We start from the raw sequence: 25,251 nt of genomic DNA, 5'->3' as shown, positions 1-25,251 counted from the left end.
TCCCCTTATCCTTTGGCTTCCACCACTTCGTCTTCCGGCGCCTTGCCGTCGATACTGCCGCGCCAGCCGGTCTGCTGTACCCGCGCCAGCCGATTCTGATCCTGCTCGATGGCCGCGCTGAGCATCTCCTTGGCCCGCTGCAGGCTGGCGATACGGAACTCGGTATCCTGGTAATTATCCAGCGTATCTTCCAGCATCTTCAGGTTATAGCGACGGAAAGTGTCCGCTTTCTCGCGCGCCTCATAGGCGTCCAGCCCCAGCAGCTCCAGCGTTTCACGGCCGACGCGCAGCGAGCTTTCGAAGGTTTCGCGCTCCGGTTTTTCCACCCCCAGCTGCCGCAACTGATACCAATGATCGACGTCGCGCGCCCGCGCCACCACTTTCAGATGCGGGAAGTGCTGCCTGGCCAGCTCGGTTAACGCCAGGCTGTCCTCCACATCGTCGATGGCGTTGATCAGCACCTTGGCGTGAGCGGCGCCGGCCGCCTCCAGCAGATCGGCGCGCGTGGCGTCGCCGTAGAACACCTTGGTGTCGAATTTACGCAGCGTTTCGATATGGTCCGGATCGTGATCCAGTACCACGGTGTGCACGCCGTTGGCCAACAGCAGACGACCGGCGATCTGGCCGAAACGGCCGAAGCCGGCGATGATCACGCTGGCGTTCTCGTCATCAATGACATCAGCCGGGCGATCCTCTTTCGGCGCATTTTTTTCCAGCTGCGCGGCGATCACCAACAGCAGCGGGGTGGCCGCCATCGACAGCGCCACCGCCAGCGTCAGCGACTTGGCCCATTCAACCGGCAAGACGCCGGCCAGCTGCGCGGCGCTGAAGATCACGAAGGCGAACTCACTGCCCTGCCCCAACAGAATGGCGAACAGGCCGCGCTGGCGCTTCGGCACCCCGAGCAGCGGGCCGATCAGCCACAGCAACGCCGCCTTGATCAGCATAAAGCCCAGCAGCAACGAGGCGATCAGCAACGGATGATGGAACAGCGTGCCGAAGTCGATAGACATGCCGACGCCGATGAAAAACAGCCCCAGCAGCAACCCTTTGAACGGCTGAATATCGCTCTCCAGCGCGTGGCGGTATTCCGAGCTCGCCAACAGCACCCCGGCGAGGAACGCCCCCATCGCCATCGACAACCCGGCCATCTCCAGCAGGATGCCAAAGCCGAACACCAGGAATAGCGCCACAGCGCTGAACACCTCGCGCATGCCCGAACGGGCCACGAAGTGCAGCAGCGGGCGGGTGACGTAGCGGCCAAGCAGCACCACCATCGTCAACGCACCCACCACTTTGGCCGCCGACAGTACGAAAGCGCCCAGCGTCGTGCTGGCGCCGCTGCTGGCCAGCAGCGGGATCATCGCCACCAGCGGGATCGCCGCGATATCCTGGAACAGCAGCACCGCAAACGCGCTGCGGCCGATCGGCGACGGCGTCAAATTGCGTTCGCTCATCGCCTGCATGGCGATGGCGGTCGATGAAAGCGCCAGCGTCAAACCGATCAGCAGCGCCACCTTCCAGTTGAGGCCTAGGAAGTAGCAGAAGGCGCTCAGCGCCAGGCCGCAGCCCACCATCTGAATGCTGCCGCCGCCGAAAACCGAGGCGCGCAGCGTCCACAGCCGTTTGGGATCCAGCTCCAGGCCGATGATAAACAGCATCAGCACCACGCCGATCTCGGCGAAGGTCAGGATCGACTCGGCATCCGACACCAGCTTCAGCCCCCAGGGGCCGATAATGCAGCCGGCGATCAGGTAACCGAGCACCGAACCCAGCCCCAGGCGCACCGCAATCGGCACGAACAGCGCGGCGGAACCGAGATAGATCAGCCCCTCGATCATCATGTGGTGGTTATCCATGGCTGGCCTCCCGGGTTTCCGCTTCGGCATGTTCCATCAGGTAGTCGACCAACCGCTGCCGGTAGGCTTCGCCGGCGGCGATCAGCGCCGGTTCATTGCAGGTAAAGGTGTTGTGCAGGGCGAAGTACGGCTGCCAGTTCATGCCGCAATAGATCGCCGTGGCCTGCAGCGGCTGCGCCAGCGCGGCGAAGTTGGGAAAATCGCCCAGTTCGAAATGGTGCTCGTCACCGCCGCTGGTCACCGCCCACAGACAGTCTTTCCCCACCAGCGCGTTGCCATCGTGGCCATAGGCCCAGCCGTGCTCCAGCACTTTGTCAATCCACAGCTTCAACAGCGGCGGGAAGCTGTACCACTGCATCGGATGCTGCAGCACCACCATGTCGGCGCGCTCCAGCGCCTGTTGTTCGGCGTTGATATCGATATTGAAATCGGGGTACAGCTCATACAGCGAGCGCACCTCCACCTCGGGAAGATCCCTCACCGCCTGCAGCAGGCGGTGATTGGCATGCGAATGCCGGGGATACGGGTGAGCATAAATTATCAGAATCATTGTTATCGTCGTTCCTTCGTTCCTTGCCAATACACCAAGCATATACCAATCACACAGAGTGACAGTTTGCCCACTGATTGATAGCGGAAATTTTTAACGCCAGCCTACAAATTCACTGAATAAAAAAGGGCGCTGCATCTGCAGCGCCCTGGCGTAGGCATTCTCGCGCGGTTACTTACCGATACGCGCGTGCATTTCCTGCACCGATGTAACCTGCTCGGTCGGATCCGCTTTCAGCGCCATCGCGGTGGCGAAGCCGCCGTTCAGCGTGGTGTCGTAGTGCACCTTGTACTGCAGGGCGCTGCGGCGAATCAGCTTGGAGTCCTCAATCGCCTGACGGCCTGCCGTGGTGTTGACGATGTAGGTGTACTCGCCGTTCTTGATACGGTCCTGAATGTGCGGACGCCCTTCGTGCACCTTGTTGACCAGGCGCGGGTTGATGCCCGCTTCGCCCAGCACCACCGCGGTGCCGTGGGTCGCGTCCAGTTCGAAGCCCTGCTTCAGCAGGCTGGCGGCCAAATCGACCACGCGAGCCTTGTCGCCTTCGCGCACCGACAGCAGCGCGCGGCCCTGTTTCTTCATGCCCGAGTTGCTGCCCAGCATCGCTTTGGAGAAGGCTTCCGCGAAGGTGCGGCCCACACCCATCACTTCCCCGGTAGAGCGCATTTCCGGCCCCAAAATCGGGTCGACGCCCGGGAATTTGTTGAACGGCAGCACCACTTCTTTCACCGAGTAGTACGGCGGGATGATCTCTTCGGTCACACCCTGTTCAACCAGCGTTTTGCCCGCCATCACGCGCGCGGCCACTTTGGCCAGCGGCACGCCGGTCGCTTTGGACACGAACGGCACGGTACGCGCGGCGCGCGGGTTGACTTCAATCAGGTAAACTTCGTTGTCCTTCACCGCGAACTGCACGTTCATCAGGCCGCGCACCTGCAGCTCGAACGCCAGTTTCTCCACCTGGCGACGCATCACGTCCTGAATTTCCTGGCTCAGGGTATACGCCGGCAGCGAACACGCGGAGTCGCCGGAGTGCACGCCCGCCTGCTCGATGTGCTCCATGATGCCGCCAATCAGCACGCGCTCGCCGTCGCAGATAGCATCGACGTCCACTTCCACCGCGTCGTCCAGGAAGCGGTCCAGCAACACCGGCGCATCGTTGGACACGCTGACCGCGGTCTGGAAGTAGCGGCGCAGGTCGGTTTCGTCATAGACGATTTCCATCGCCCGGCCGCCCAGCACGTAGGAAGGACGCACCACCAGCGGATAGCCGATGCCCGCTGCCTTCTCGACCGCCTGCTCGATGGCGGTGACGGTGGCGTTGGCCGGCTGCTTCAGGCCCAGGCGGTTGACCGCCTGCTGGAAGCGTTCGCGGTCTTCGGCACGGTCGATGGCGTCCGGGCTGGTGCCGATGATCGGCACGCCTGCGGCTTCCAGCTCGCGCGCCAGCTTCAGCGGGGTCTGGCCGCCGTACTGCACGATAACGCCTTTCGGTTTCTCGATGCGCACGATTTCCAGCACGTCTTCCAGGGTCACCGGCTCAAAGTACAGGCGGTCCGAGGTGTCGTAGTCGGTGGAGACGGTTTCCGGGTTGCAGTTGACCATGATGGTCTCGTAGCCGTCTTCACGCAGCGCCAGCGAAGCGTGCACGCAGCAGTAGTCGAACTCGATGCCCTGACCGATACGGTTCGGCCCACCGCCCAGCACCATCACTTTCGGCCGGTCGTTGGTCGGGTTGGACTCGCACTCTTCTTCATAGGTGGAGTACATGTAGGCGGTGTCGGTAGCGAATTCCGCCGCGCAGGTATCCACGCGCTTGTACACCGGGTGCAGGCCGTGGCTGTGGCGCAGCTTGCGAATTTCGCTCTCGGCGACGCCGGCCAGCTTGGCCAGACGCGCATCGGCGAAGCCTTTGCGCTTCAGAGTGCGCAGGAAGTCTTTGTCCAGGCCGTTGATGCCCGCTTCGGCTACCTGCTCTTCCAGGCGCACCAGCTCTTCAATCTGCACCAGGAACCAGCGATCGACGTTGGTCAGGTTGAAGACGCCGTCGACCGACAGACCGGCGCGGAAGGCGTCGGCGATGTACCAGATGCGGTCGGAACCGGCGTCTTTCAGCTCGCGGCGGATTTTGGTCAGCGCTTCCGGATCGTCCAGGCTCACTTTCGGATCGAAGCCGGTGGCGCCCACTTCCAGACCGCGCAGCGCTTTCTGCAGCGACTCCTGCTGGGTGCGGCCAATGGCCATCACTTCACCGACCGACTTCATCTGGGTGGTCAGGCGATCGTTGGCGCCGGCGAACTTCTCGAAGTTGAAGCGCGGGATCTTGGTGACGACGTAGTCGATGGACGGCTCGAACGACGCCGGGGTGCGGCCGCCGGTGATGTCGTTCATCAGCTCATCGAGGGTATAACCCACCGCCAGTTTGGCGGCGATCTTGGCGATCGGGAAGCCGGTGGCTTTCGACGCCAGCGCCGAAGAGCGCGACACGCGCGGGTTCATCTCGATGACGATCAGGCGGCCGGTTTTCGGGTTAACCGAGAACTGCACGTTGGAGCCGCCGGTTTCAACGCCGATCTCACGCAGCACCGCCATCGAGGCGTTGCGCATGATTTGGTATTCCTTGTCGGTCAGGGTCTGGGCCGGCGCAACGGTGATCGAGTCGCCGGTGTGGATGCCCATGGCGTCGAAGTTTTCGATGGAGCAGACGATGATGCAGTTGTCGTTCTTATCACGCACCACTTCCATCTCGTACTCTTTCCAACCGATCAGCGATTCGTCGATCAGCAGCTCGTTGGTCGGCGACAGGTCCAGACCGCGTTCGCAGATCTCTTCGAACTCTTCGCGGTTGTAGGCGATGCCGCCGCCGGTGCCGCCCATGGTAAAGGAAGGACGGATGATGCACGGGAAGCCGACGTCAGCGGCTACCGCCAGCGCTTCTTCCATGGTGTGCGCGATGCCGGAACGCGCGGTATCCAAACCGATTTTCTTCATCGCCACATCGAAACGGCGGCGGTCTTCGGCCTTGTCGATGGCATCGGCGGTGGCGCCGATCATGGTGACGCCGAACTCGGCCAGCACGCCCTGACGCTCCAGCTCCAGCGCGCAGTTCAGCGCCGTCTGGCCGCCCATGGTCGGCAGCACCGCATCCGGACGCTCTTTTTCGATGATCTTGCGCACCACTTCCCAGTGGATCGGCTCAATGTAGGTCGCATCGGCCATTTCCGGGTCGGTCATGATGGTCGCCGGGTTGGAGTTGACCAGAATGACGCGGTAGCCCTCTTCGCGCAGCGCTTTACACGCCTGGGCGCCCGAGTAGTCGAACTCACACGCCTGGCCGATAACAATCGGGCCAGCGCCGAGGATCAGGATGCTTTTTATGTCTGTACGTTTTGGCATTTTTTACTGCTCCTGATTATTTGGCGTTAGAACGGTAAGTCTCAATCAGTTCGATAAAGTGATCGAACAGCGGCGCGGCGTCGTGCGGGCCTGGGCTGGCTTCCGGGTGCCCCTGGAAGCTGAACGCCGCCTTGTCGGTGCGGTGAATGCCCTGCACCGTGTGGTCGAACAGCGATTTGTGCGTCACGCGCAGATTCGCCGGCAGGTCGTTTTCATCGACGGCGAAGCCGTGGTTCTGCGCGGTGATCATCACCGTGTTGTTGTCCAGATCCTTCACCGGGTGGTTGCCGCCGTGGTGGCCGAGCTTCATCTTCATGGTTTTCGCCCCGCTGGCCAGCGCCAGCAACTGGTGACCCAGACAGATGCCGAACACCGGAATGTCGGTTTCCAGGAACTGTTTGATGGCGGCGATGGCGTAGTCGCACGGCTCCGGGTCGCCCGGGCCGTTGGACAGGAAGATGCCGTCCGGATTCATTTTCAGCACCTCGTCGGCCGGGGTCTGCGCCGGCACCACGGTCAGGCGGCAGCCGCGATCCACCAGCATGCGCAGGATGTTGCGCTTGGCGCCGTAGTCGTAAGCCACCACGTGGAACGGCAGTTCCGCGGCGGTTTTGGCTTCCGGCAGGTCGCCTTCAAGCGTCCAGCTGCCTTGCTGCCAGCTGTAGGCCTCTTGAGTGGTGACTTCTTTCGCCAGATCCATGCCCTTCAACCCCGGGAAACCTTGCGCCTTGGCCAGAGCCAGCGCGGCGTCCGGCGAATCGGCGGCGACGATGCAGCCGTTCTGGGCGCCTTTTTCGCGCAGCAGGCGAGTCAATTTACGGGTATCGATATCGGCGATCGCCACGATGTTGTGACGCTTGAGGTAGTCGGACAGGCTTTCTTCATTGCGGTAGTTGCTGGCGATCAGCGGGAGGTCACGAATGACGAGGCCTTGGGCGTGTACTGCGGAGGATTCTTCGTCGGAAGCATTGGTGCCGACATTGCCGATATGAGGATAAGTAAGAGTAACGATCTGGCGGGAATAGGAAGGATCAGTGAGGATTTCTTGATAACCGGTCATCGACGTATTGAAGACCACTTCCCCCACTGCCGTTCCCTCTGCCCCGATGGCCCGACCGTGGAATTGGGTTCCGTCTTCCAGAACCAATAGCGCTGACTTTATCAAAACACCCTCCGAGGAATAATCAATCACAATATTTGCATATTAATTCAGATATCGCGATCTAAATCAATGCAAAAACCGTCCGCGAGGCCAATTTTTGGCAAATTGGGCGCATTTTAATGATGAGTGTTCCGCTTGTCTACCCAAACCGCCATTTTTTGTTTTATTTTTGCAGTTCTCGATGCCCAAGCGGCTTGAGCGGCTATAAAAACACAGAAAACCGGGGCTGGAAAACGGTTGCGGGGAGGAATGACGGAAAACGGCGTCGGAATGAGCCAAAAAAGACGCTAAAAAAGCCGGCGGTGGAAAAAAAGCAGATAATTAGCAAGATAAACATAAACAAACACCAGCTTTGACAAGGAAACAACATCAAACCGATATTTATCATGTTAAAAAAAAGGACAATAAAATTATTGCCCTATTATCATAGCATTATGATCAACACAACCACATCACGATGGTATTCAGTTTAGTTATATCCGGTCCAAACTCAGCACGTCACGCATATCAAACAGACCTTTATCCCGACTCTGCAGCCAGGAAGCCGCGCGCACCGCGCCGCTGGCGAAAGTCATGCGGCTGGAGGCCTTGTGGGTGATTTCCACCCGCTCGCCGATGTCGGCGAACATCGCGGTGTGCTCGCCGACGATGTCGCCGGCGCGAATGGTGGCAAAGCCGATGCTCTTCGGATCGCGCTCGCCGGTATGGCCTTCGCGCGCATAGACCGCGCAGCTTTTCAGATCGCGCCCCAGCGCGCCGGCAATCGCTTCGCCCATGGCCAACGCCGTGCCCGACGGCGCATCCACTTTGTGCCGGTGGTGCGCCTCAACGATTTCGATATCGGTATAGTCGCCCATGACCTGCGCGGCCTTCTCCAGCAGTTTCAGCACCAGATTGACGCCGACGCTGAAGTTGGCGGCGAACACGATGCCGATATGCTGCGCCGCATCGCGGATCGCCTGTTTGCCGGCGTCATCAAAGCCGGTGGTGCCGATCACCATCGCCTTATGGTGCGCCACGCAAAATTCCAGGTAGCCCAGGGTGCTTTCAGGGCGGGTGAAGTCGATCAAAATATCGAACTCGCTCGCCACTTTATCCAGACTGTCACTCACTTTGACGCCCAGCGCGCCGATGCCCGCCAGCTCGCCGGCATCAACGCCGACCAGGCTCGATCCCGGGCGCGACAGCGCCGCCCCCAACACCACGCCTTCCGCCTGCTGCACCGCCTGGATCAATTGACGGCCCATCCGGCCGCCGGCGCCCGCAATCGCAATGCGGATTTGTGAATCTTTCATGCTTGCTCTCTTCTTGATGTAACGCGTATCCCATTAACCTATCGATTCAGGGTAACTGCCCCGCTGCGGCGCCGCCAGAGGATTCATTTCATAATTAGAAAATTATGATATTGCGCTTCTTTCATCAGCGGCGCTGTCGTGAGATTAACATTCAACCGATTTGGCGGCCTGTGACGATTGTACATAATCATGCAGTTTCCATGGCAAAAAAATGCAGAAAAAAGGCGCCGAAAACGGCGCCTGAGGAACGGAGTGCGGCGGGGTCAAGCGGTAATGGCGGCCACTTCGTTGGCTATCGCCGTCAGCGCATCGTGGCGAGCATAGTCCTCCTGCACCAGCGCCGCGCGCCGGCGATAGATCGGCTGTTGCAGAATGCGCGTCGCTGACGCCAGTATTTGTTCCGCGCTTGGCGTGCTGGTATGCAGGCTGATGCCGCAACCGGCGGCCACCACGCGCGCGGCCGCCTCCAGCTTGTCCTCGCCGGTGCCGGCGACAATCAGCGGCACGCCGCTGTCCAGCGCATAGTTGATCGAGCCGTAACCGCCGTTGGTGATCAAGAGCGCCGCCTGCGGCAACCAGTGTTCGAAGGAGATGAACGCCCGCACTCGGGCGTTGTCCGGCAACGCGTCCATCAGCCCTTCGGTCGCCCGCCCGCCGGTGGTGGCCAACACCCGCACCGGCAGATGCGCCAATGCCTGCAGCGTCGGCACGATCAGCTGATGCAGATCGACATTGGCCAGCGTGCCCTGAGACACGATCACCAGCGGCCGACGATCGTCCTCCTCCCACAGCGCCTCTTCTGCGGCCGGTTGACCACCGCTGCGCAGCGGCCCTACGAAGCGCACGCCGCTCGGCAGGTCGTCGCGCTCATATTCCAGCGCCGTGGTGGCCAACTGCAGGAAACGCTCGCAGCCGCCGATCAGCGCATCGGTAAACGGGCGATTCAGCGGCCGCCCGCCCGCTTGCACCAGCGCGGCATCAAAGCTTTGCTGCACCTCATCAAGCAACAGCCGCGTCGCTTCATCCACCAATTGCTCGCGGGTCAGCGCCCGCGGCAGCAGCGCCGGCGGGATGCGCGGGCCATAGAAAATGGCGTCGCGCGAAGAATACGACAGCGGCGTGACGCCGATCCCGAAGACCGGCGGCCGTTCGGCGGACTGCAGCAGCGGCAGCACGCCGTAGAAGCAGTTCTCCACCATCAGCAGATCGGTCTTTTCGGCGGCGATGGCCGCACGCAGCTGACGATCCAACAGTGGGATCGGCGCGGCGAAGAAATCTTTCAGCGCCAGCGCCATCTGCGCATTGCCCGGCGGCAGCGCGGCGCGCTCGGGGAAATGCGCCTCCAGGTGGCGATAGTCGAAGTCCACCTGCGCGTCGAACGGCACGAAGCTCGCCCCAGCCGCTTCGGCGCGTTCGCGGAACAGCGCGCCGGTCATCACCCTCACCTGATGCCCTTGGGCGATCAGGTGGCGAGCGATGGCTAACATCGGGTAGACGTGCCCCGGAGTGGCGACCGCCGCCATCAGTATCCTTGCCATAATGCTCCTTTTAAGCTTCTGCGTTGGCCGGCTTCAGCGCCAGATTGGCGCACACCGGATTGCTTTGAATATGCACGCGCTGCAAATGACGCGCGGAACGGGCGGTAAAGCCCTCGCGACCGTGCAGCAGCGAGAAGTTGTCCGCGACCACCACGTCACCCTGTTGCCACTGGTGGGCATAATAGTGACGCGGATCGTACAGGTGCTGCTGCAGAGTATGGTGGAACTGTTCCTGCTGCTGCGCCGGCACGCCGTGATATTCCAGCGCGTGCTGGTTGAGGAATTTTTTTCCTTCCGTCGGCGGTTCATTGTAGCGCATGATCAATCCTCTGCCGTTCGGGTGCTGCACCACCAGCGGCGAACAGACTTCGCCGCCGTAATGCACCACCTGCTTGATGCGGTAGGTGATAGACACCGACAGCCACTGCTCCAGCAACGCTTCGTCCGCATTGGCCAGCAAGCGCGTGGTGTCGACGAAGGTGGTGCATCCGCCTTCGTCCGGCGACGGCGCCGCCACGCAGTGGAATAACTGGAACTCGGGGATGGTCGGCTTATACATGCCATCCCAATGTAGCGGGACATAGCTGCTGTCGAAGATATGATCCTTGGCGTCCGGATGTTCCTTCACGTCCAGCACCGCACCGAATGGCCACATCATGATCTCGCCCCACTGTTCGGCATAGCGAGTCAGGACTTCCGGCTCGCTGAAACCGGAGTCGAATCCGCGCAGCACCAGCAAGTGGTGCTCCTGCGCCAGCGCTCGCAGCGCCGCCACCGGCAGCTCGCTGACCTTTTGCCCCGGATGCTGCGGCGTCAGGATCGCACCGAACGGGGTGTTCGGTTGAATGTGGCAATTAAGCGGTTGGTTGTTCATGGTGATTCTCCTTGCATCGAATGTGCTGCTCACACGGCAACGTGCCGTCAAAAAGGCGCCCGTCAGAATTTCGGGCGCAAGGCCTGCAGCGGCCTCAAGCCATCTGAGGTTGTTCGATCAGGTAATGGCTCGGCGTGCCGCGGATCTCAACCAGCTCGCCGTCCAGGCTCTGCGCGTCTTTACGCTTCATCAGCACGAACTGGCCGTTCACGTTGGCCGCCACGCCATGCCACGGCGTCAGCCAGTCGTCTTTGGTCGGCATCATGTGGATGCCTATCTTCAGGCTGTCGGCCGGCTGCGGGTGAATCGACAGGCGGATCGCCGCCGGGAAATGCTGGGCCAGCAGGTTGCCCCAGGCCCAGCTGCGCTGGATAACGCCACAGGCGCGCCGTTTGGCGTCTTTTTGCAGCGCGGCGTTGGAACCGCTGTAGCCCGGCAGGAGGCTGTCTTCATACAAGAAGCGCGTGATGGCGCGATACAGCATTAATCCCTGCTCGTCCTGCATCAGCTGGCGCTTGATCGCCTCTTCCGATTCGGCATAACCGTCCACCAACAGCCGGCGCAGCAGATCGTAGTCATCGGTATGCTCCGCCAGGCCTTTGACATCGCCGAGGTTGAACACGCTCAGGTGGGTTGCGCCCACTTCATGCAGCAGGCTTTCAATCTCGCGTTGATAATGGTTGATCGCTTCGTCGCTGACGCGGATCAGATCGCCGAACACGTGGCCGTCGGAACAGATAACGATATGCGCGCCCGGCGGGTAATAGAGTTGAATGCGCTGGCACAGCGAGTTGAGGAAGATCAGCGACAGCCGCTCCGCCATGTCCGGCACCGCACCGATCACCTTGTTGGTGTTGGGTGACTTGGTCGGAAAAGCCGGCAGCACGAATTCGATGCGCTGGTCGTTTTCAATGAATGCCCGAATGCGCGGCAATTGCACCTGAGTGACCTGCCGCTCCTCTTCAGCCAGAGAAGCATCGTCGGCGATGAGGCGACGTCGATATTGCAATAATTCACGTAGGATTTTTAATGCTATTTCTTCTTTTTTCTGTGCGCTATCCACAATGAGCTCCTGTTGCGATGTGGCGCGGGTGTATTATTGGCAAGCGCAATAAGATTTATCAAAAAGAGATAAAGCGCATGCAAAATAATAATCAGCCCGGCGTTTATATGCTTCAGGCAATATAGGAAAGATGGTGCTATATTATTAGCCCGTATAACTCACAATCTAGGTTAAGTTGTGCTTAACAAACTATGAGCAATATTTTAAAACGCATGGCCATTTTCTCAAAAGTGGTCGATTGTGGCGCATTCAGCATGGCGGCAAAAGAATTGGGCATGACAACATCGGCCGTCAGCCAGCATATTCGCCAGCTGGAGGAACATCTGGGTATTCAATTACTGTTGCGGTCGACGCGCTCATTGAGCCTGACCGAAGCCGGATTGTGCTTTTATGAAGATTGTCTGCTGATGATCCACGCCGCCGAGCGCGGGCAACAGCGGATCGCCGCGCTGCGCGGTGAGCTGGTCGGTGAACTGCGCGTCGCCACCTCGACCGAATTCGCCACCCATTATCTGGTGCCGGCGCTGCAGAGCTTCCTCGACGAACACCCGCGCATCACGCTGCGGTTGGAAATCCACGATGAGAGAATAGACCTCATCGCGCAACGCATCGATCTGGCGATACGCGGCGGCGCGCTGGCTGACTCCAGCTACGTCTCCACGCGGCTGGCGCGCTGCCGCGAAGTGCTGTGCGCCTCCCCGGCCTACCTGGCGAACTACGGAGTGCCGGATTCGCCGCAGGCGCTGACGCAACATCACTGGGTCACCTTTACGCCGCTCGGCAATCCGCAGTTTGTTCGCCTGATCCATCGCGACGGCGGCGAGCACCGCATGCGCATGACCGGGCGACTGTTCACCAACAGCGGCATGGCGATGAAGGAGCTGGCGCTGACCGGCAAAGGCATCATTCGCAATTTTTTCGCCAACGTCGAGCGAGAGTTGCGCAGCGGCGAGCTGATTGAAATATTGCCCGACTGGCGATTACCGGAAATTAATTGCTATGCCATTATGCCGCGACGGGAGATCCAGCCATTAAAAGTCCGGCGATTGCTGGAGCATATGAAGCTCTATTTAAAGGAGAAAGGATTAAACGACCTAGAACAGATTCGACAAGAATAAAATAAGAAACATCTGCAAGACCACTATTGTAATTATTGTAATCACGTTAACGACACCAGGCCCTATTTAGATTGCAGACTAATGATATTCTATTTAATGACTTCATTCAGCCTATATAATTAATAACGCCACCGCTATTTCAAATACTCAGAATAAATTTGGCTTTAGTTAGCAGAAAATTTGAATATGCTCAGCATTTTATTTTTAATGCCGTTGGCATTCCAAAAAAAACGGGAAGCCTAAGCTCCCCGTTGTCATTCACTCACGCACCTCAGTCAATCTGCCGGACGTCCACGCGCAGCTCTTTCGGCACTTCGAACACGATGTTCTCTTCACGCCCGCTGATTTCATGCACGTCGACGCCGCCCAGCGCTTTCAGGCGAGAGATCACCTCCTGCACCAGCACGTCCGGCGCCGAAGCGCCGGCGGTGACGCCGATGTTGCGCGCTTCGCTCAGCCAACTTTCCTGAATATCCGCCGCCGAATCGATCAGATAAGCCGGTTTGCCCACGCGCTGCGCCAGTTCGGCCAGACGGTTGGAGTTGGAAGAGTTCTTCGACCCCACCACCAGCACCACGTCCGCATCGCCGGCCAGGTTACGCACCGCTTCCTGACGGTTGGTGGTGGCGTAGCAAATGTCATCCTTGCGCGGACCGATAATGCTCGGGAAGCGCTGACGCAGCGCGTCGATCACGTCCGAGGTATCATCAACCGACAGCGTGGTCTGCGTCATGAAGCACAGGTTGTTTTCGTCTTTCACCTGCAGCTTCCACACGTCTTCCGGCGATTCGACCAGGTACATGCCGCCCTGCGGGTTGCTGTACTGGCCCATGGTGCCTTCCACCTCCGGGTGCCCGGCATGGCCGATCAGAATCGCTTCGGTGCCGCGGCGGCTGGCGCGCGCCACTTCCATATGCACCTTGGTCACCAGCGGACAGGTGGCGTCGAACAGCATGGTCAGATCGCGCGCCTTGGCTTCGGCGCGCACGGCTTGAGACACGCCGTGCGCCGAGAAGATCAGGATAGAGCCGTCCGGCACTTCGGCGATCTCTTCGATAAACACGGCGCCACGCTCACGCAGGCTGTCGACCACGTAGCGGTTGTGCACCACCTCATGCCGTACGTAGATCGGCGCGCCATACAGCTCCAGCGCGCGTTCCACGATGCTGATCGCACGATCAACCCCGGCGCAGAAGCCGCGCGGGTTAGCCAGCAATATTTGCATGCGTCTCCTCCTGCTGCGGATCGATTTCCAGCACTTCGATGTCGAAGGTCACCGGATGGCCCGCCAGCGGATGGTTGAAATCGACGGTGATCGAATCTTCCGCCACCGCGCGCACCACGCCCGGCATTTCGCTGCCGTCAATCGCGGTAAACAGCATGATGGTGCCCACGTCCGGCACGCCGGTTTCCGCGAAGTCGCGGCGCGAGAAGAACTGGACCAGATCCGGGTTCTCCGCGCCGAACGCCGCTTCCGGCTGCAGGGTAAAGGCGCGCTTGTCGCCCGCGCGCAGGCCGAGCAGCTGCTCTTCCAGCGGCGCCGACAGGCTGCCGTCACCCAGGCGGAACAGCGCCGGTTTGCCGCTGCTGCGGGTGGATTCAGCGGTCGAACCATCTTCCAGTTTCAGCGTAAAGTGAACCAGCACCGCGCTGTCACTGATAACCTGAGCCGTCATATTACTCACCTTTGCTCTTTGCGCCTTTGTTCGCCGGCGACAGGAAACCTTCCAGCACGATCATCGCCGCGCCCACGCAGATAAAGCTGTCCGCCAGATTGAAGGTCGGGTAGTGCCAGTCACCGACGTAAAAGTCGATGAAATCGACCACGAAACCGTGCCACAGGCGATCGAACAGGTTGCCCAACGCCCCGCCGATGATAAAGGCGTAGGCGATGTTGTTCAGCTTCTGCTGCGCCGCGCTGCGGTACATCATCACCAGCAGCACCGCGACAATGGCGATGGCGATGCCGGCGAAGAACCAGCGCTGCCAGCCGCCATGGTCGGCCAGGAAGCTGAACGCGGCGCCGTAGTTGCGCGCGTAAAACAGGTTGAACGACGGGATCAACGGCTGGGACTGGCCCAGCGTAAAGTTAGCGAGGATCCACTGTTTGCTGCCGAAATCCAGCGCCAGCACCGCCACTACAACCCACAGCCAACGCAGGCCGGTCGAACAAATTGGTTTACTCATCAGGCGCAAGTTCTCAGGCAAAGTTACGCTTCTCGCCGTCACCGGCGACGTTGCTCACACAGCGGCCGCAGATGTCTGCATGCTCCGCCACCAGGCCGATATCGGTGGTGTAATGCCAGCAGCGCGGGCACTTCTCACCCGGCGCCGTGCTGAAGGCGATCTTCAGCCCTTTCAGCAGCTCGGAGGCCTGCGCGTCGGCCGGCGCCTCCGCCAATGGCGCAACGCTTGCCGCAGAGGTCAGCAGCACAAAGCGCAGCTCATCCTGCAGGCTGTTCAGACGCGCCGCCAACTCGCTGTCGGCATACAGCGTCACCGCCGCTTCCAGCGAACCGCCGAGGCGTTTGTCCGCACGCGCCTGCTCCAGCACCTTGTTCACTTCGCCGCGCACTTTCAGCAGCTCAGCCCAGAAAGCGTCGTTCATCGGCTCGCCTTCCGCCAGCCCGAACAGGCCGTCGTACCACTCTTCGGTGAACACGTACTGCGCGCGTTTGCCCGGCATGAAGCCCCAGATCTCATCTGCGGTGAACGACATGATCGGCGCCATCCAGCGCACCAGCGCTTCGACGATGTGATACAGCGCGGTCTGGCAGCTGCGGCGGGCGACGCTGTCGCTCTTGGCGGTGTACTGACGATCCTTGATGATATCCAGGTAGAAGGAGCCCATCTCGACCGAACAGAACTGCATCAGGCGCTGCACCACTTCGTGGAAATCGTAGTTGGCATAAGCCTGCTCGATATCCTGCTGCGCCGCCAGCGCGCGGCCGACCGCCCAGCGATCCAGCACCACCATGTCTTCCGGCGCCACGCAATCGGTGCTTGGCTCGAACCCGTTCAGGTTGGCCAGCAGGAAGCGCGCGGTGTTGCGGATGCGGCGGTAAGAGTCGGCGGAACGCTTGAGGATCTCGTCGGACACCGCGATCTCGCCGGTGTAATCGGTCGACGCCACCCACAGACGCAGAATGTCGCCGCCCAGCTTGTTCATCACGTCCTGCGGGCTGACGGTGTTGCCGATCGACTTGGACATCTTGCGGCCCTGGCCGTCGACGGTGAAGCCGTGGGTCAGCACTTCCTTGTACGGCGCCTTGCCCTTCATCGCGGTGGAAATCATCAGCGATGACATGAACCAGCCGCGGTGTTGGTCGGAGCCTTCCAGATACATGTCAGCGCCGTGGCCGTTGAATTCAGGGCGCACGTCGACAACGGAGGCGTGGGTAGAACCGGAATCGAACCACACGTCCAGCGTATCCGGCACTTTCACGTAGTCGGCGGCTTCCGCGCCGAGGATGTCGGCCGCGTCCAGATCCCACCAGGCCTGAATGCCGTCTTGCTCGACGCGCTTGGCCACTTCTTCCATCAGCTCAACGCTGCGCGGGTGCAGCTGCTCGGTCTCTTTGTGCACGAACAGCGACATCGGCACGCCCCAGGTGCGCTGACGCGAGATGCACCAGTCCGGGCGGTTGGCGACCATCATTTCGATGCGCGCCTGGCCCCAATCCGGGATCCACTGCACGCCCTTGATCTCTTCCAGCGACTGCTGACGCAGGCCTTTCTGATCCATGCTGATGAACCATTGCGGCGTGGCGCGGAAGATGATTGGCGTCTTGTGGCGCCAGCAGCACGGATAGCTGTGCAGGAACTTCTCGACGTGCAGCAGCGCGCCTTTCTCGCGCAGCAGATCGACGATCAGATCGTTGGCCTTGAAGACGAACTTGCCGTCCAGCAGCGGGTAGGTGCCGGTCAGGTAGCAGCCGTTCGGCCCTACCGGGTTGGCCACTTCCAGGCCGTATTTCTGGCCGATCACGAAGTCGTCCGGACCGTGGCCCGGCGCAGTGTGCACCGCACCGGTACCGGCGTCCAGGGTCACATGCTCGCCGAGGATTGCCGGCACGTCGAAGTCCATGAACGGGTGTTTGAAGCGCAGCAGCTCCAGATCGGCGCCTTTGCAGCTGCCCAGCACCGTCCACTCGGTGATGCCGGCGCGTTTCATCACGCTTTCCACCAGTTCGGCCGCCAGGATCAGGCACTGGCCGTCAACCTGCACCAGTTGATAGGTGAAGTCCGGGTGCAGCGAGATCGCGCGGTTGGCCGGCAAGGTCCACGGCGTGGTGGTCCAGATAACCAGCGAAATGGCGCCGTTGAAGTGGCTCACGCCGAACTTGGCCGCCACGGCAGCCGCGTCGGCCGCATGGAAGGACACGTCGATCGACGGCGAAGTCTTGTCGTAATACTCCACTTCCGCTTCCGCCAGCGACGAGCCGCAGTCGGTGCACCAGTGAACCGGCTTGGCGCCTTTCAGCAGGTGCCCGTTGCTGATGATCTTGCCCAGCGCGCGGATGATGTTGGCTTCGGTTTTGAAGTCCATGGTCAGGTAGGGACGATCCCAATCGCCCAGCACGCCCAGGCGGATGAAGTCCTTCTTCTGGCCTTCAACCTGCTCGGCCGCGTATTCGCGGCACTTCTGGCGAAACTCGGCCGCCGTCAGCTTCTCGCCCGGTTTGCCGTACAGCTGCTCAACCTTCAGTTCGATAGGCAGGCCGTGGCAATCCCAACCCGGCACATAAGGCGAGTCGAAGCCGGCCATCCCTTTCGACTTGATGATAATGTCTTTGAGAATCTTGTTAACCGAGTGACCAATGTGAATGCTGCCGTTCGCATACGGAGGGCCGTCATGCAAAATGAAGGTTTTTTTGCCCTTTTTGGCAGTACGAATAATCCCGTACAGATCCTGTTCATACCAACGTTGCAGCATGCCAGGTTCGCGCTTGGCGAGGTCGCCGCGCATCGGGAACCCTGTTTCCGGCAAGTTCAGGGTATTCTTGTAGTCACTCATTAGATTCTCGGTTCCGTTTTCGGCTATAGAGATTAAACCGGTGTCTGTAGCCCGAAGAACTTCCGGGCCGTCACCACATCATTGGCGATCTGCTGCTTCAGGGCATCGAGCGAAGCAAACCGCTGTTCATTGCGCAATTTTGCGCGGAGCACCACCTCAATATGGCGCCCGTAAAGATCCATTGTGACATCCAGCAGATGCACTTCCAGCTGCTGGCGCACGCCGGCGACGGTCGGGCGCGTGCCGATGTTGGCCACGCCCGGCAGCGGCTTCGGCCCCAGGCCATACACCTCCACCGCATAGACCCCTTTCACCGGCGCCACCAGGCGCTTGAGCGGCAGGTTGGCGGTCGGGAAGCCGATGGTGCGGCCCAGCTCATCGCCGTGCACCACGCGCCCGGAGATGCTGTACGGGTGGCCCAACAGGGTCTCCGCCAGCGGCAGATCGTCCTCGCTCAGCGCGGTGCGGATCGCCGTACTGCTGATGCGCCGATCGCCTTCGCGGAAGGTCGGGGTGCTGACCACGTCGAAGCCGTACTCTTTTCCGGCCTGCTGCAATAGCGGAAAATCGCCCTGACGCCCGGCGCCAAAGCGAAAATCATCCCCCACCATCAGGAATTTGACGCCGAGCTTCTCCACCAGCAGCTCGGCGACGAACGCCTGCGCGGTGTTGGCGGCAAAACGCGGATCGAACTTGACGCACAGCAGGTAATCAACGCCCGCCTGCGCCAGATAGTTGGCCTTATCGCGCAGGCGCGTCAAACGGGCCGGCGCCTTGTCTGCGGCGAACATCTCCAGCGGCTGCGGCTCAAAGATCATGACCATCACCGGCAGCCCGAGGCGTTGCCCTTGTTGCTTCAACTGCTCCAGCAGCGCCTGATGACCGCGGTGTACGCCGTCAAAGTTGCCGATGGTGAGCACGCAACCATGGTGGCGCGCCCGGATATTGTGAATGCCGCGAATTAGCTCCATAGCTGGCTCAAAACAGTGGAAATCGGCGGATTATACCTTGTACAGCCGGTAAGGTTAACCCGCGATTGGTGCCTTTATGTAATAGACATACCATACCGGAGATAATCTGCGCGTGAAACGGCTTCACCGCAGTTTATCCCGCGCCGCCGGGCTGATTCTCGACCGCGGCCAACGGCTTGCGCCCACCGCGGCAAATCATTGGCGAATTTTCTCGCGAAACACTGTATTCCCAAGAGCGAAGCTGGTAAAATCCTGCGCCATCACAACGTAGCGAGTGCCGCCTGTACAAACGGCGCTTATTTGCACAAATCCATTGACAAACGAAGGCTAAAAGGGCATATTCCTCGGCCTTTGAATTGTCCTCAATAGAATATATTTGGGAGTTGGACCTTGGCTAATATCAAATCAGCTAAGAAACGCGCCGTACAGTCTGAGAAACGCCGCAAGCATAACGCAAGCCGTCGCTCAATGGTGCGTACCTTCATCAAGAAGGTAGACGCAGCTATCGCAGCTGGCGACAAAGAAGCAGCACAAAATGCATTCCTGGTAATGCAGCCACTGGTGGACCGTCAGGCAGCTAAAGGCCTGATCCACAAAAACAAAGCAGCGCGTCATAAGTCAAACCTGACTGCACGCATCAACGCAATGCAATAAGCATTTCGTTATCTGCTTGATAAAAAAACCGGCTCAGGCCGGTTTTTTTACGCCCTGCGTTCAGTGAACCGCTAGCAGGAAAACAGCGCCGAGAAGTCTTTGTTGCACACGCGTTGCACCGCCGGATGCTGGATCATGCGCTCGGCGAAGATGATGTAATACTCCTCCTGCACGCTGTCGATGCGCCCAATCTCCACCACGTTGTCATCGTTGTAGGTATCCTGCGCATACAGCGTCGGCGCCACGAAAATCGCATTGTGGTACATGCCAAAGGCCTTCATCAGCGCCGCATCGTCGAACTCGCCCAGGATCTCCACCTGAATGCCCTGCGTATTGAACCAGTTGAGTAGCTTGCGCCCCAGCATCGAGCGGCGGCCGGGGATCAGCAGCTTGCGCTGCTCCAGGCAGGCCGGGAACGGCAACTCCGGCGCCGGCTGGCGGCAGAAGAAGCTGATGCCGCACTCGCCCAGCTTCAGCGAGAACAGCCCTTCCTGCTGGCTGGAGTCCACCGGACAATCCGACAGGATCATATCCAGCTTGTGCTGGCTGAGCTGCTCCAGCAGCATCTCGTGCGTCGATTCAAAACAACGCAGGTGGATCTGCTCGTTGTCCACCACCACCGCCGTTTCCAATACCTGGCTGACCAGGCGCTTCGACAGCGCATCCGCCACGCCAACGTCGAACAGCAGATTAGACTCTTTGCGGTAGTTGACGATATCCAGCATTTCCTGGCTGAGCATAAACATCTTGTCGGCATAGCGGAACACCAGCTGCCCCAGCTCCGAAGGCACCAAGCCGCGCCCCTGGCGCTTGAACAACTTGCCGTCCAGCCGCTCTTCCAGCGCTTTGATCTGGCCGGTGATGGTCTGCGGCGTCAGGAACAACGCTTCGGCGGCGCCGACCACGGAGCCGGCCTTGCAGACCTGCCAGAAATAGTAAAGGTGATTAAAGTTGATATGCGACATCCTCACGAGCGGCTCTCCTTAACAACGTTTCGCAGCGGCAAACGGTGTGCCGTGACGAGCGACAAACTTCCTTTCCCTGCTTCAGACAACGTATAGCCCCATTAGTCCCAACGAAGAACGGCCGAAGCTGCACATATTTTATACCGCACAGCTCCGACCAGCCATTTTATTGTGCGCCCCTGCCGGGCACTGACAGGATTAACGCACGCGAGGCAACGCCAGACGCAGTAATCCGTACCCCGCCACCGCCGCGGCGGTGGAGCCCAGCAGGATCCCCAGACGGGAATAGGTGCTGAGCGCCGCATCGGCCTCGCCGAACGCCAGCGAGGCGATGAAAATCGACATGGTGAAACCAATACCACAGAGCACCGAAACGGCAAACACCTGTTTGAAGCCGATGCCCTCAGGCAAGCGGGCGATGCCCATTTTCACCGCCAGCAGGCTGAAGAGGAAAATCCCCAGCGGCTTGCCGATAAACAGGCCGGCCGCAATCCCTACCGGCAGCAGCGACGTCAACCCTTCCAGCGATACGCCCTGCAGAGAAACCCCGGCGTTGGCGAAGGCGAACAGCGGCAGGATCATAAACGCCACCCACGGGTGCAGCTCATGCTCCAGCGTCTCCGACGGCGATGGCCCCTTCTTGACGTTCAGCGGGATCATAAAGCCGACGATCACCCCGGCCAGCGTCGCATGCACTCCGGACTTGAGGATCGCCACCCACAACACCAGGCCGACCATCATATACAGCGAGGTTTTGCCGACGCCGCGCCAGTTCATCACCGCCAGCAGCGCGGTCGCCGCCGCCGCCACGCCCAGCGCCACCATCGACACTTCGTGGGTATAGAACAGCGCGATGATGATGATCACGCCCAGGTCATCGATGATCGCCAATGCCAGCAGGAACACTTTCAGGCTGGTCGGGACGCGATTCCCCAGCAACGCCATCACGCCCAAAGCGAAGGCGATGTCGGTCGCGGCCGGGATCGCCCAGCCCTGGCGGGTGACTTCGTCCGCGCCGTTGAACAGCAGGTAAATCAGCGCCGGCGCCAGCATACCGCCCAGCGCGGCGATCGCCGGAAACACCGCCTTGTCACGCCCGGACAGCGAACCTTGCATCAGCTCGCGCTTGACCTCAAGCCCCACCACCAGGAAGAAGATGGCCATCAGCCCGTCGTTGATCCACAGCAGCAGCGGCTTGGCGATCTCCAGCGAAGCGACCTTCACCATCACCGGCAGGTTAAGGAATGCCTGGTAGATCCCCTGCGCCGGGCTGTTGGCCATGATCAGGGCGACGATCGCCGCCGCGATCAGGATGATGCCGCCCGCGGCTTCCTGACGTAAAAATTGACGAATAATGTTGGTCACAATACGTCTCTCCAAATCTGTGCAAGGCGCAGCGCCCTGCGAACCACAGTCATGAAGTGAGTATAGATGGCGTTTTAGCTCGAAAAAATAAGTTTATAAATGCTAAATAACTCGAAAAAACCGATCAAAAGCACGAATAAGTCACATTTATATTAGGGAATTAGCGGTTTGGCGCACAAATAAAAACCCCGGGACAAAAGCCCGGGGTTTGCACATAAGCCAACAGAAACAGAAGGTTAGCGAGTCAGATCGTCAAAGAACTTTTTTACCCCGTCGAAGAAGCTCTTCGAACGCGGGCTGTTCTTGTCGCCGGACGGGCCGCCCAGGCTCTCTTCCAGCTCACGCAGCAGCTGCTTTTGCTTGTCGTTCAGATTGACCGGGGTTTCCACCACCACGCGGCACAGCAGGTCGCCCTGGCTGCCGCCACGCACCGATTTCACGCCCTTGCCGCGCATGCGGAACAGCTTGCCGGTTTGGGTCTCCGAAGGCACCTTCAGTTTCACCCGGCCATCCAGCGTCGGCACTTCAATCTCGCCGCCCAGCGCCGCCATGGCAAAGTTGATCGGCACTTCGCAGTACAGGTTGTTGCCTTCACGCTCGAAGATCGGGTGCGCCTTCACCTGCACCTGAACGTACAGATCGCCCGCCGGTGCACCGTGCTCGCCGGCTTCGCCTTCACCCGCCAGGCGGATGCGATCGCCGGTATCCACGCCGGCCGGAATTTTCACCGACAGCGTTTTAGATTTTTCTACCCGGCCGTGGCCATGGCATTTGTTGCACGGATCTTTGATGATCTGACCGCGGCCATGGCAGTGCGGACACGCCTGCTGCACGGTGAAGAAGCCCTGACGCATCTGCACCTGGCCCTGACCATGACAGGTCGGGCAGGTGACCGGCGAACTGCCCGGCTTGGCGCCGCTGCCGTGGCAGACGTCGCACTCTTCCAGCGTCGGGATGCGGATCTCTTTGGTGACGCCACGTACCGCTTCCTCGAGGGTCAGCTCCATGTTATAGCGCAGATCGGAACCGCGGCTGGCGCGCTGACGGCGGCCTCCGCCGAAGATGTCGCCAAACACGTCGCCAAAGATATCGCTGAAGTCGGCGCCGCCGCCAAAGCCGCCGCCGCCCATGCCGCCCTGTTCAAAGGCCGCGTGCCCGTACTGATCGTAAGCCGCGCGTTTCTGGTCGTCGGTCAGGACTTCGTAAGCTTCTTTAACTTCTTTAAACTTGGTTTCGGCGTCTTGTTCCTGGTTGCGGTCAGGATGGTATTTCATCGCCAGGCGTTTGTACGCCTTTTTGATCTCACGTTCATCCGCCGTCTTGCTGACGCCGAGAATCTCGTAATAGTCTTTCTTCGCCATTCTTTCGCTTACCCTTAACATGCGTGCACGGGCGCAGAGTTGCCTCGACGCCCGTGCTGGTTTCCGGGAGCGGCATCTCGGCCGCCCCGTGCCCGCTTAAGGGCGATTATTTTTTGTCTTTAACTTCTTCGAACTCGGCGTCAACCACGTCGTCTTCTTTCTGCGCCGCGTTGTCCGCGCCGGCGTCAGCACCCTGCTGAGCCTGCTGCGCCTGAGCCATTTCCAGCAGCTTGCCGGAAACCTGCACCAACGCCTGAGTCTTCGCTTCGATCTCGGCTTTATCTTCGCCTTTCACCGCCGCTTCCAGATCTTTCAGCGCCGCTTCGATCGCCGTTTTGTCTTCCGCCGGCAGTTTGTCGCCCGCTTCTTCCAGCTGTTTGCGCGTGCCGTGGATCAGGTGATCCGCCTGGTTGCGAGTCTGTACCAGCTCTTCGAACTTGCGGTCAGCTTCAGCGTTCAGCTCGGCGTCGCGCACCATTTTCTGGATTTCGTCCTCGTTCAGGCCAGAAGACGCCTTGATGGTGATCTTCTGCTCACGACCGGTGTTCTTATCTTTGGCAGACACGTGCAGGATACCGTCGGCATCGATGTCGAAGGTGACTTCGATCTGCGCCATGCCGCGCGGTGCCGCCTGGATGCCGTCCAGGTTGAACTGGCCCAGAGATTTGTTATCGCTGGCGCGCTTACGCTCACCCTGCAGCACGTGGATGGTAACCGCAGACTGGTTGTCTTCCGCAGTAGAGAACACCTGGCTGTGCTTGGTCGGGATCGTGGTGTTTTTGGTGATCAGCGGCGTCATCACGCTGCCCATGGTTTCGATACCCAGCGACAGCGGGGTAACGTCCAGCAGCAGAACGTCTTTCACATCACCGGCCAACACGCCGCCCTGTACCGCAGCGCCCACGGCAACCGCTTCGTCCGGGTTCACGTCTTTACGCGGCTCTTTGCCGAAGAAGTCTGCGACTTTCTTCTGCACCATTGGCATACGGGTCTGGCCGCCCACCAGGATCACGTCCTGGATGTCGGAAACCGACAGGCCTGCGTCTTTCAGCGCCACTTTCAGCGGCTCGATGGAGCGCGCCACCAAATCTTCAACCAGCGACTCGAGTTTGGCGCGAGTCACTTTGATGTTCATGTGTTTTGGACCGGTCGCGTCTGCAGTGATGTACGGCAGGTTAACGTCGGTCTGCTGAGCGGAAGACAGTTCAATCTTCGCTTTCTCGGCGGCTTCTTTCAGACGCTGCATCGCCAGCGGATCGTTGCGCAGATCGATGCCCTGATCTTTCTTGAACTCTTCCACCAGGTAGTTGATCAGACGGCTGTCGAAGTCTTCGCCGCCAAGGTGGGTGTCACCATTGGTCGCCAGCACTTCGAAGGTTTTTTCGCCGTCAACGTCGTCGATTTCGATGATGGAGATATCGAAAGTACCGCCGCCCAGGTCATAAACCGCGATGGTGCGGTTGCCGACTTCTTTGTCCAGGCCGTAGGCCAGGGCCGCCGCGGTCGGTTCGTTGATGATGCGCTTGACTTCCAGACCCGCGATGCGGCCGGCGTCTTTAGTCGCCTGACGCTGGGCGTCGTTGAAGTAAGCCGGCACGGTGATAACCGCTTCAGTGACCGGTTCGCCCAGGTAATCTTCCGCCGTTTTCTTCATTTTCTTCAGCACTTCCGCAGAGATCTGCGGCGGAGCCATTTTCTGGCCTTTCACTTCCAGCCAGGCGTCGCCGTTGTCGGCTTCGATGATTTTGTACGGCATGATCGCTTTGTCGCGCTGCGCTTCTTCATCCTGGAAGCGGCGGCCGATCAGGCGCTTGATGGCGAACAGGGTGTTTTCAGGGTTGGTCACTGCCTGACGCTTAGCCGGCTGGCCAACCAGAGTTTCACCGTCCTGGGTATATGCGATAATAGAAGGAGTGGTGCGGTCGCCCTCGGCGTTTTCCAGCACGCGTGCCTTGGCACCATCCATAATTGCTACGCAAGAGTTGGTAGTACCCAGGTCGATACCAATAATTTTGCCCATCTAAACGTCTCCACTAAAAAATTCATAAGTCAGTCAGGTTGCT

At 59.9% G+C, this 25,251-nt stretch carries 19 protein-coding genes; 2 read left to right on the top strand and 17 right to left on the bottom strand.

Annotated elements, in window-relative coordinates; genetic code table 11:
* Window positions 1-5: 5 nt before the first annotated feature.
* From kefC to pvcA, 8 genes are all read right to left on the bottom strand, one after another.
* Entirely contained in the window at window positions 6-1,859 is a 1,854-nt protein-coding gene (gene kefC / locus IMX17_RS16120) for a glutathione-regulated potassium-efflux system protein KefC (protein WP_046898105.1), read from the bottom strand.
* Window positions 1,852-2,409: a glutathione-regulated potassium-efflux system oxidoreductase KefF gene (gene kefF / locus IMX17_RS16115; protein WP_033641826.1), complete on the bottom strand. Its 558-nt coding sequence runs from the start codon at window positions 2,407-2,409 to the stop codon at window positions 1,852-1,854. The genes kefC and kefF overlap by 8 nt, the downstream gene beginning before the upstream one ends.
* Window positions 2,410-2,580: 171 nt before the next feature.
* Window positions 2,581-5,805 (bottom strand): carbamoyl-phosphate synthase large subunit, encoded by a 3,225-nt coding sequence (carB, locus tag IMX17_RS16110; protein ID WP_025301533.1) that lies wholly within the window; start codon window positions 5,803-5,805, stop codon window positions 2,581-2,583.
* A gap of 16 nt (window positions 5,806-5,821) precedes the next feature.
* Complete coding sequence (gene carA / locus IMX17_RS16105; protein ID WP_193549973.1) at window positions 5,822-6,970, bottom strand: glutamine-hydrolyzing carbamoyl-phosphate synthase small subunit; 1,149 nt, start codon at window positions 6,968-6,970, stop codon at window positions 5,822-5,824.
* Window positions 6,971-7,440: 470 nt separating this feature from the next.
* Window positions 7,441-8,262 carry a 4-hydroxy-tetrahydrodipicolinate reductase gene (gene dapB, locus IMX17_RS16100; RefSeq protein ID WP_033651691.1) on the bottom strand — a complete coding sequence of 274 codons (822 nt, stop codon included), beginning with the start codon at window positions 8,260-8,262 and terminating at the stop codon, window positions 7,441-7,443.
* Between the two features lie 263 nt (window positions 8,263-8,525).
* Window positions 8,526-9,785, bottom strand: a complete 1,260-nt coding sequence (locus IMX17_RS16095) for a glycosyltransferase (protein WP_193550010.1) — start codon at window positions 9,783-9,785, stop codon at window positions 8,526-8,528.
* Window positions 9,786-9,810: 25 nt separating this feature from the next.
* Window positions 9,811-10,674 (bottom strand): TauD/TfdA family dioxygenase, encoded by an 864-nt coding sequence (locus IMX17_RS16090; protein WP_193549972.1) that lies wholly within the window; start codon window positions 10,672-10,674, stop codon window positions 9,811-9,813.
* A 94-nt stretch (window positions 10,675-10,768) separates the two neighbouring features.
* Complete coding sequence (pvcA, locus tag IMX17_RS16085; protein ID WP_046898102.1) at window positions 10,769-11,737, bottom strand: L-tyrosine isonitrile synthase; 969 nt, start codon at window positions 11,735-11,737, stop codon at window positions 10,769-10,771.
* Window positions 11,738-11,928: 191 nt separating this feature from the next.
* Between pvcA and IMX17_RS16080 the strand changes: the two genes are divergently transcribed.
* Complete coding sequence (locus IMX17_RS16080; RefSeq protein ID WP_033641820.1) at window positions 11,929-12,855, top strand: LysR family transcriptional regulator; 927 nt, start codon at window positions 11,929-11,931, stop codon at window positions 12,853-12,855.
* Between the two features lie 271 nt (window positions 12,856-13,126).
* Here IMX17_RS16080 and ispH read toward each other — a convergent pair whose 3' ends face one another.
* Genes ispH through ribF form a run of 5 tightly spaced genes read right to left on the bottom strand, consistent with a single transcriptional unit; the run spans window position 13,127 to window position 18,843 of the window.
* Entirely contained in the window at window positions 13,127-14,080 is a 954-nt protein-coding gene (gene ispH / locus IMX17_RS16075; RefSeq protein ID WP_033641819.1) for a 4-hydroxy-3-methylbut-2-enyl diphosphate reductase, read from the bottom strand.
* Entirely contained in the window at window positions 14,061-14,531 is a 471-nt protein-coding gene (gene fkpB, locus IMX17_RS16070) for an FKBP-type peptidyl-prolyl cis-trans isomerase (RefSeq protein ID WP_016929135.1), read from the bottom strand. The genes ispH and fkpB overlap by 20 nt, the downstream gene beginning before the upstream one ends.
* Before the next feature lies 1 nt (window position 14,532).
* Window positions 14,533-15,042 carry a signal peptidase II gene (gene lspA, locus IMX17_RS16065; protein WP_025301524.1) on the bottom strand — a complete coding sequence of 170 codons (510 nt, stop codon included), beginning with the start codon at window positions 15,040-15,042 and terminating at the stop codon, window positions 14,533-14,535.
* Between the two features lie 13 nt (window positions 15,043-15,055).
* Window positions 15,056-17,872 carry an isoleucine--tRNA ligase gene (ileS, locus tag IMX17_RS16060; RefSeq protein ID WP_044029714.1) on the bottom strand — a complete coding sequence of 939 codons (2,817 nt, stop codon included), beginning with the start codon at window positions 17,870-17,872 and terminating at the stop codon, window positions 15,056-15,058.
* Between the two features lie 32 nt (window positions 17,873-17,904).
* The gene (gene ribF / locus IMX17_RS16055; RefSeq protein WP_193549971.1) at window positions 17,905-18,843 is read right to left on the bottom strand and encodes a bifunctional riboflavin kinase/FAD synthetase; all 939 of its coding nucleotides are present in this window, start codon (window positions 18,841-18,843) and stop codon (window positions 17,905-17,907) included.
* Between the two features lie 390 nt (window positions 18,844-19,233).
* On the opposite strand from ribF, the gene rpsT reads away from it, so the two are divergent.
* A complete protein-coding gene (rpsT, locus tag IMX17_RS16050; protein ID WP_004932960.1) occupies window positions 19,234-19,497 on the top strand; it encodes a 30S ribosomal protein S20 in 264 nt (87 codons plus the stop codon).
* Between the two features lie 71 nt (window positions 19,498-19,568).
* On the opposite strand, the gene nhaR is transcribed toward rpsT, so the two are convergent.
* From nhaR to dnaK, 4 genes are all read right to left on the bottom strand, one after another.
* Window positions 19,569-20,468 carry a transcriptional activator NhaR gene (nhaR, locus tag IMX17_RS16045; protein ID WP_004932962.1) on the bottom strand — a complete coding sequence of 300 codons (900 nt, stop codon included), beginning with the start codon at window positions 20,466-20,468 and terminating at the stop codon, window positions 19,569-19,571.
* 192 nt (window positions 20,469-20,660) lie between these two features.
* Entirely contained in the window at window positions 20,661-21,827 is a 1,167-nt protein-coding gene (gene nhaA / locus IMX17_RS16040; RefSeq protein WP_046898101.1) for a Na+/H+ antiporter NhaA, read from the bottom strand.
* Between the two features lie 236 nt (window positions 21,828-22,063).
* A complete protein-coding gene (gene dnaJ, locus IMX17_RS16035; protein WP_004932969.1) occupies window positions 22,064-23,188 on the bottom strand; it encodes a molecular chaperone DnaJ in 1,125 nt (374 codons plus the stop codon).
* A 106-nt stretch (window positions 23,189-23,294) separates the two neighbouring features.
* Window positions 23,295-25,208, bottom strand: a complete 1,914-nt coding sequence (gene dnaK, locus IMX17_RS16030) for a molecular chaperone DnaK (RefSeq protein ID WP_033641815.1) — start codon at window positions 25,206-25,208, stop codon at window positions 23,295-23,297.
* Window positions 25,209-25,251 lie beyond the last annotated feature (43 nt).

Source organism: Serratia sp. X3, from assembly GCF_014982455.1.
GTDB lineage: Bacteria > Pseudomonadota > Gammaproteobacteria > Enterobacterales > Enterobacteriaceae > Serratia > Serratia ureilytica.
This window is presented reverse-complemented; position numbering and strand designations above follow the sequence as displayed.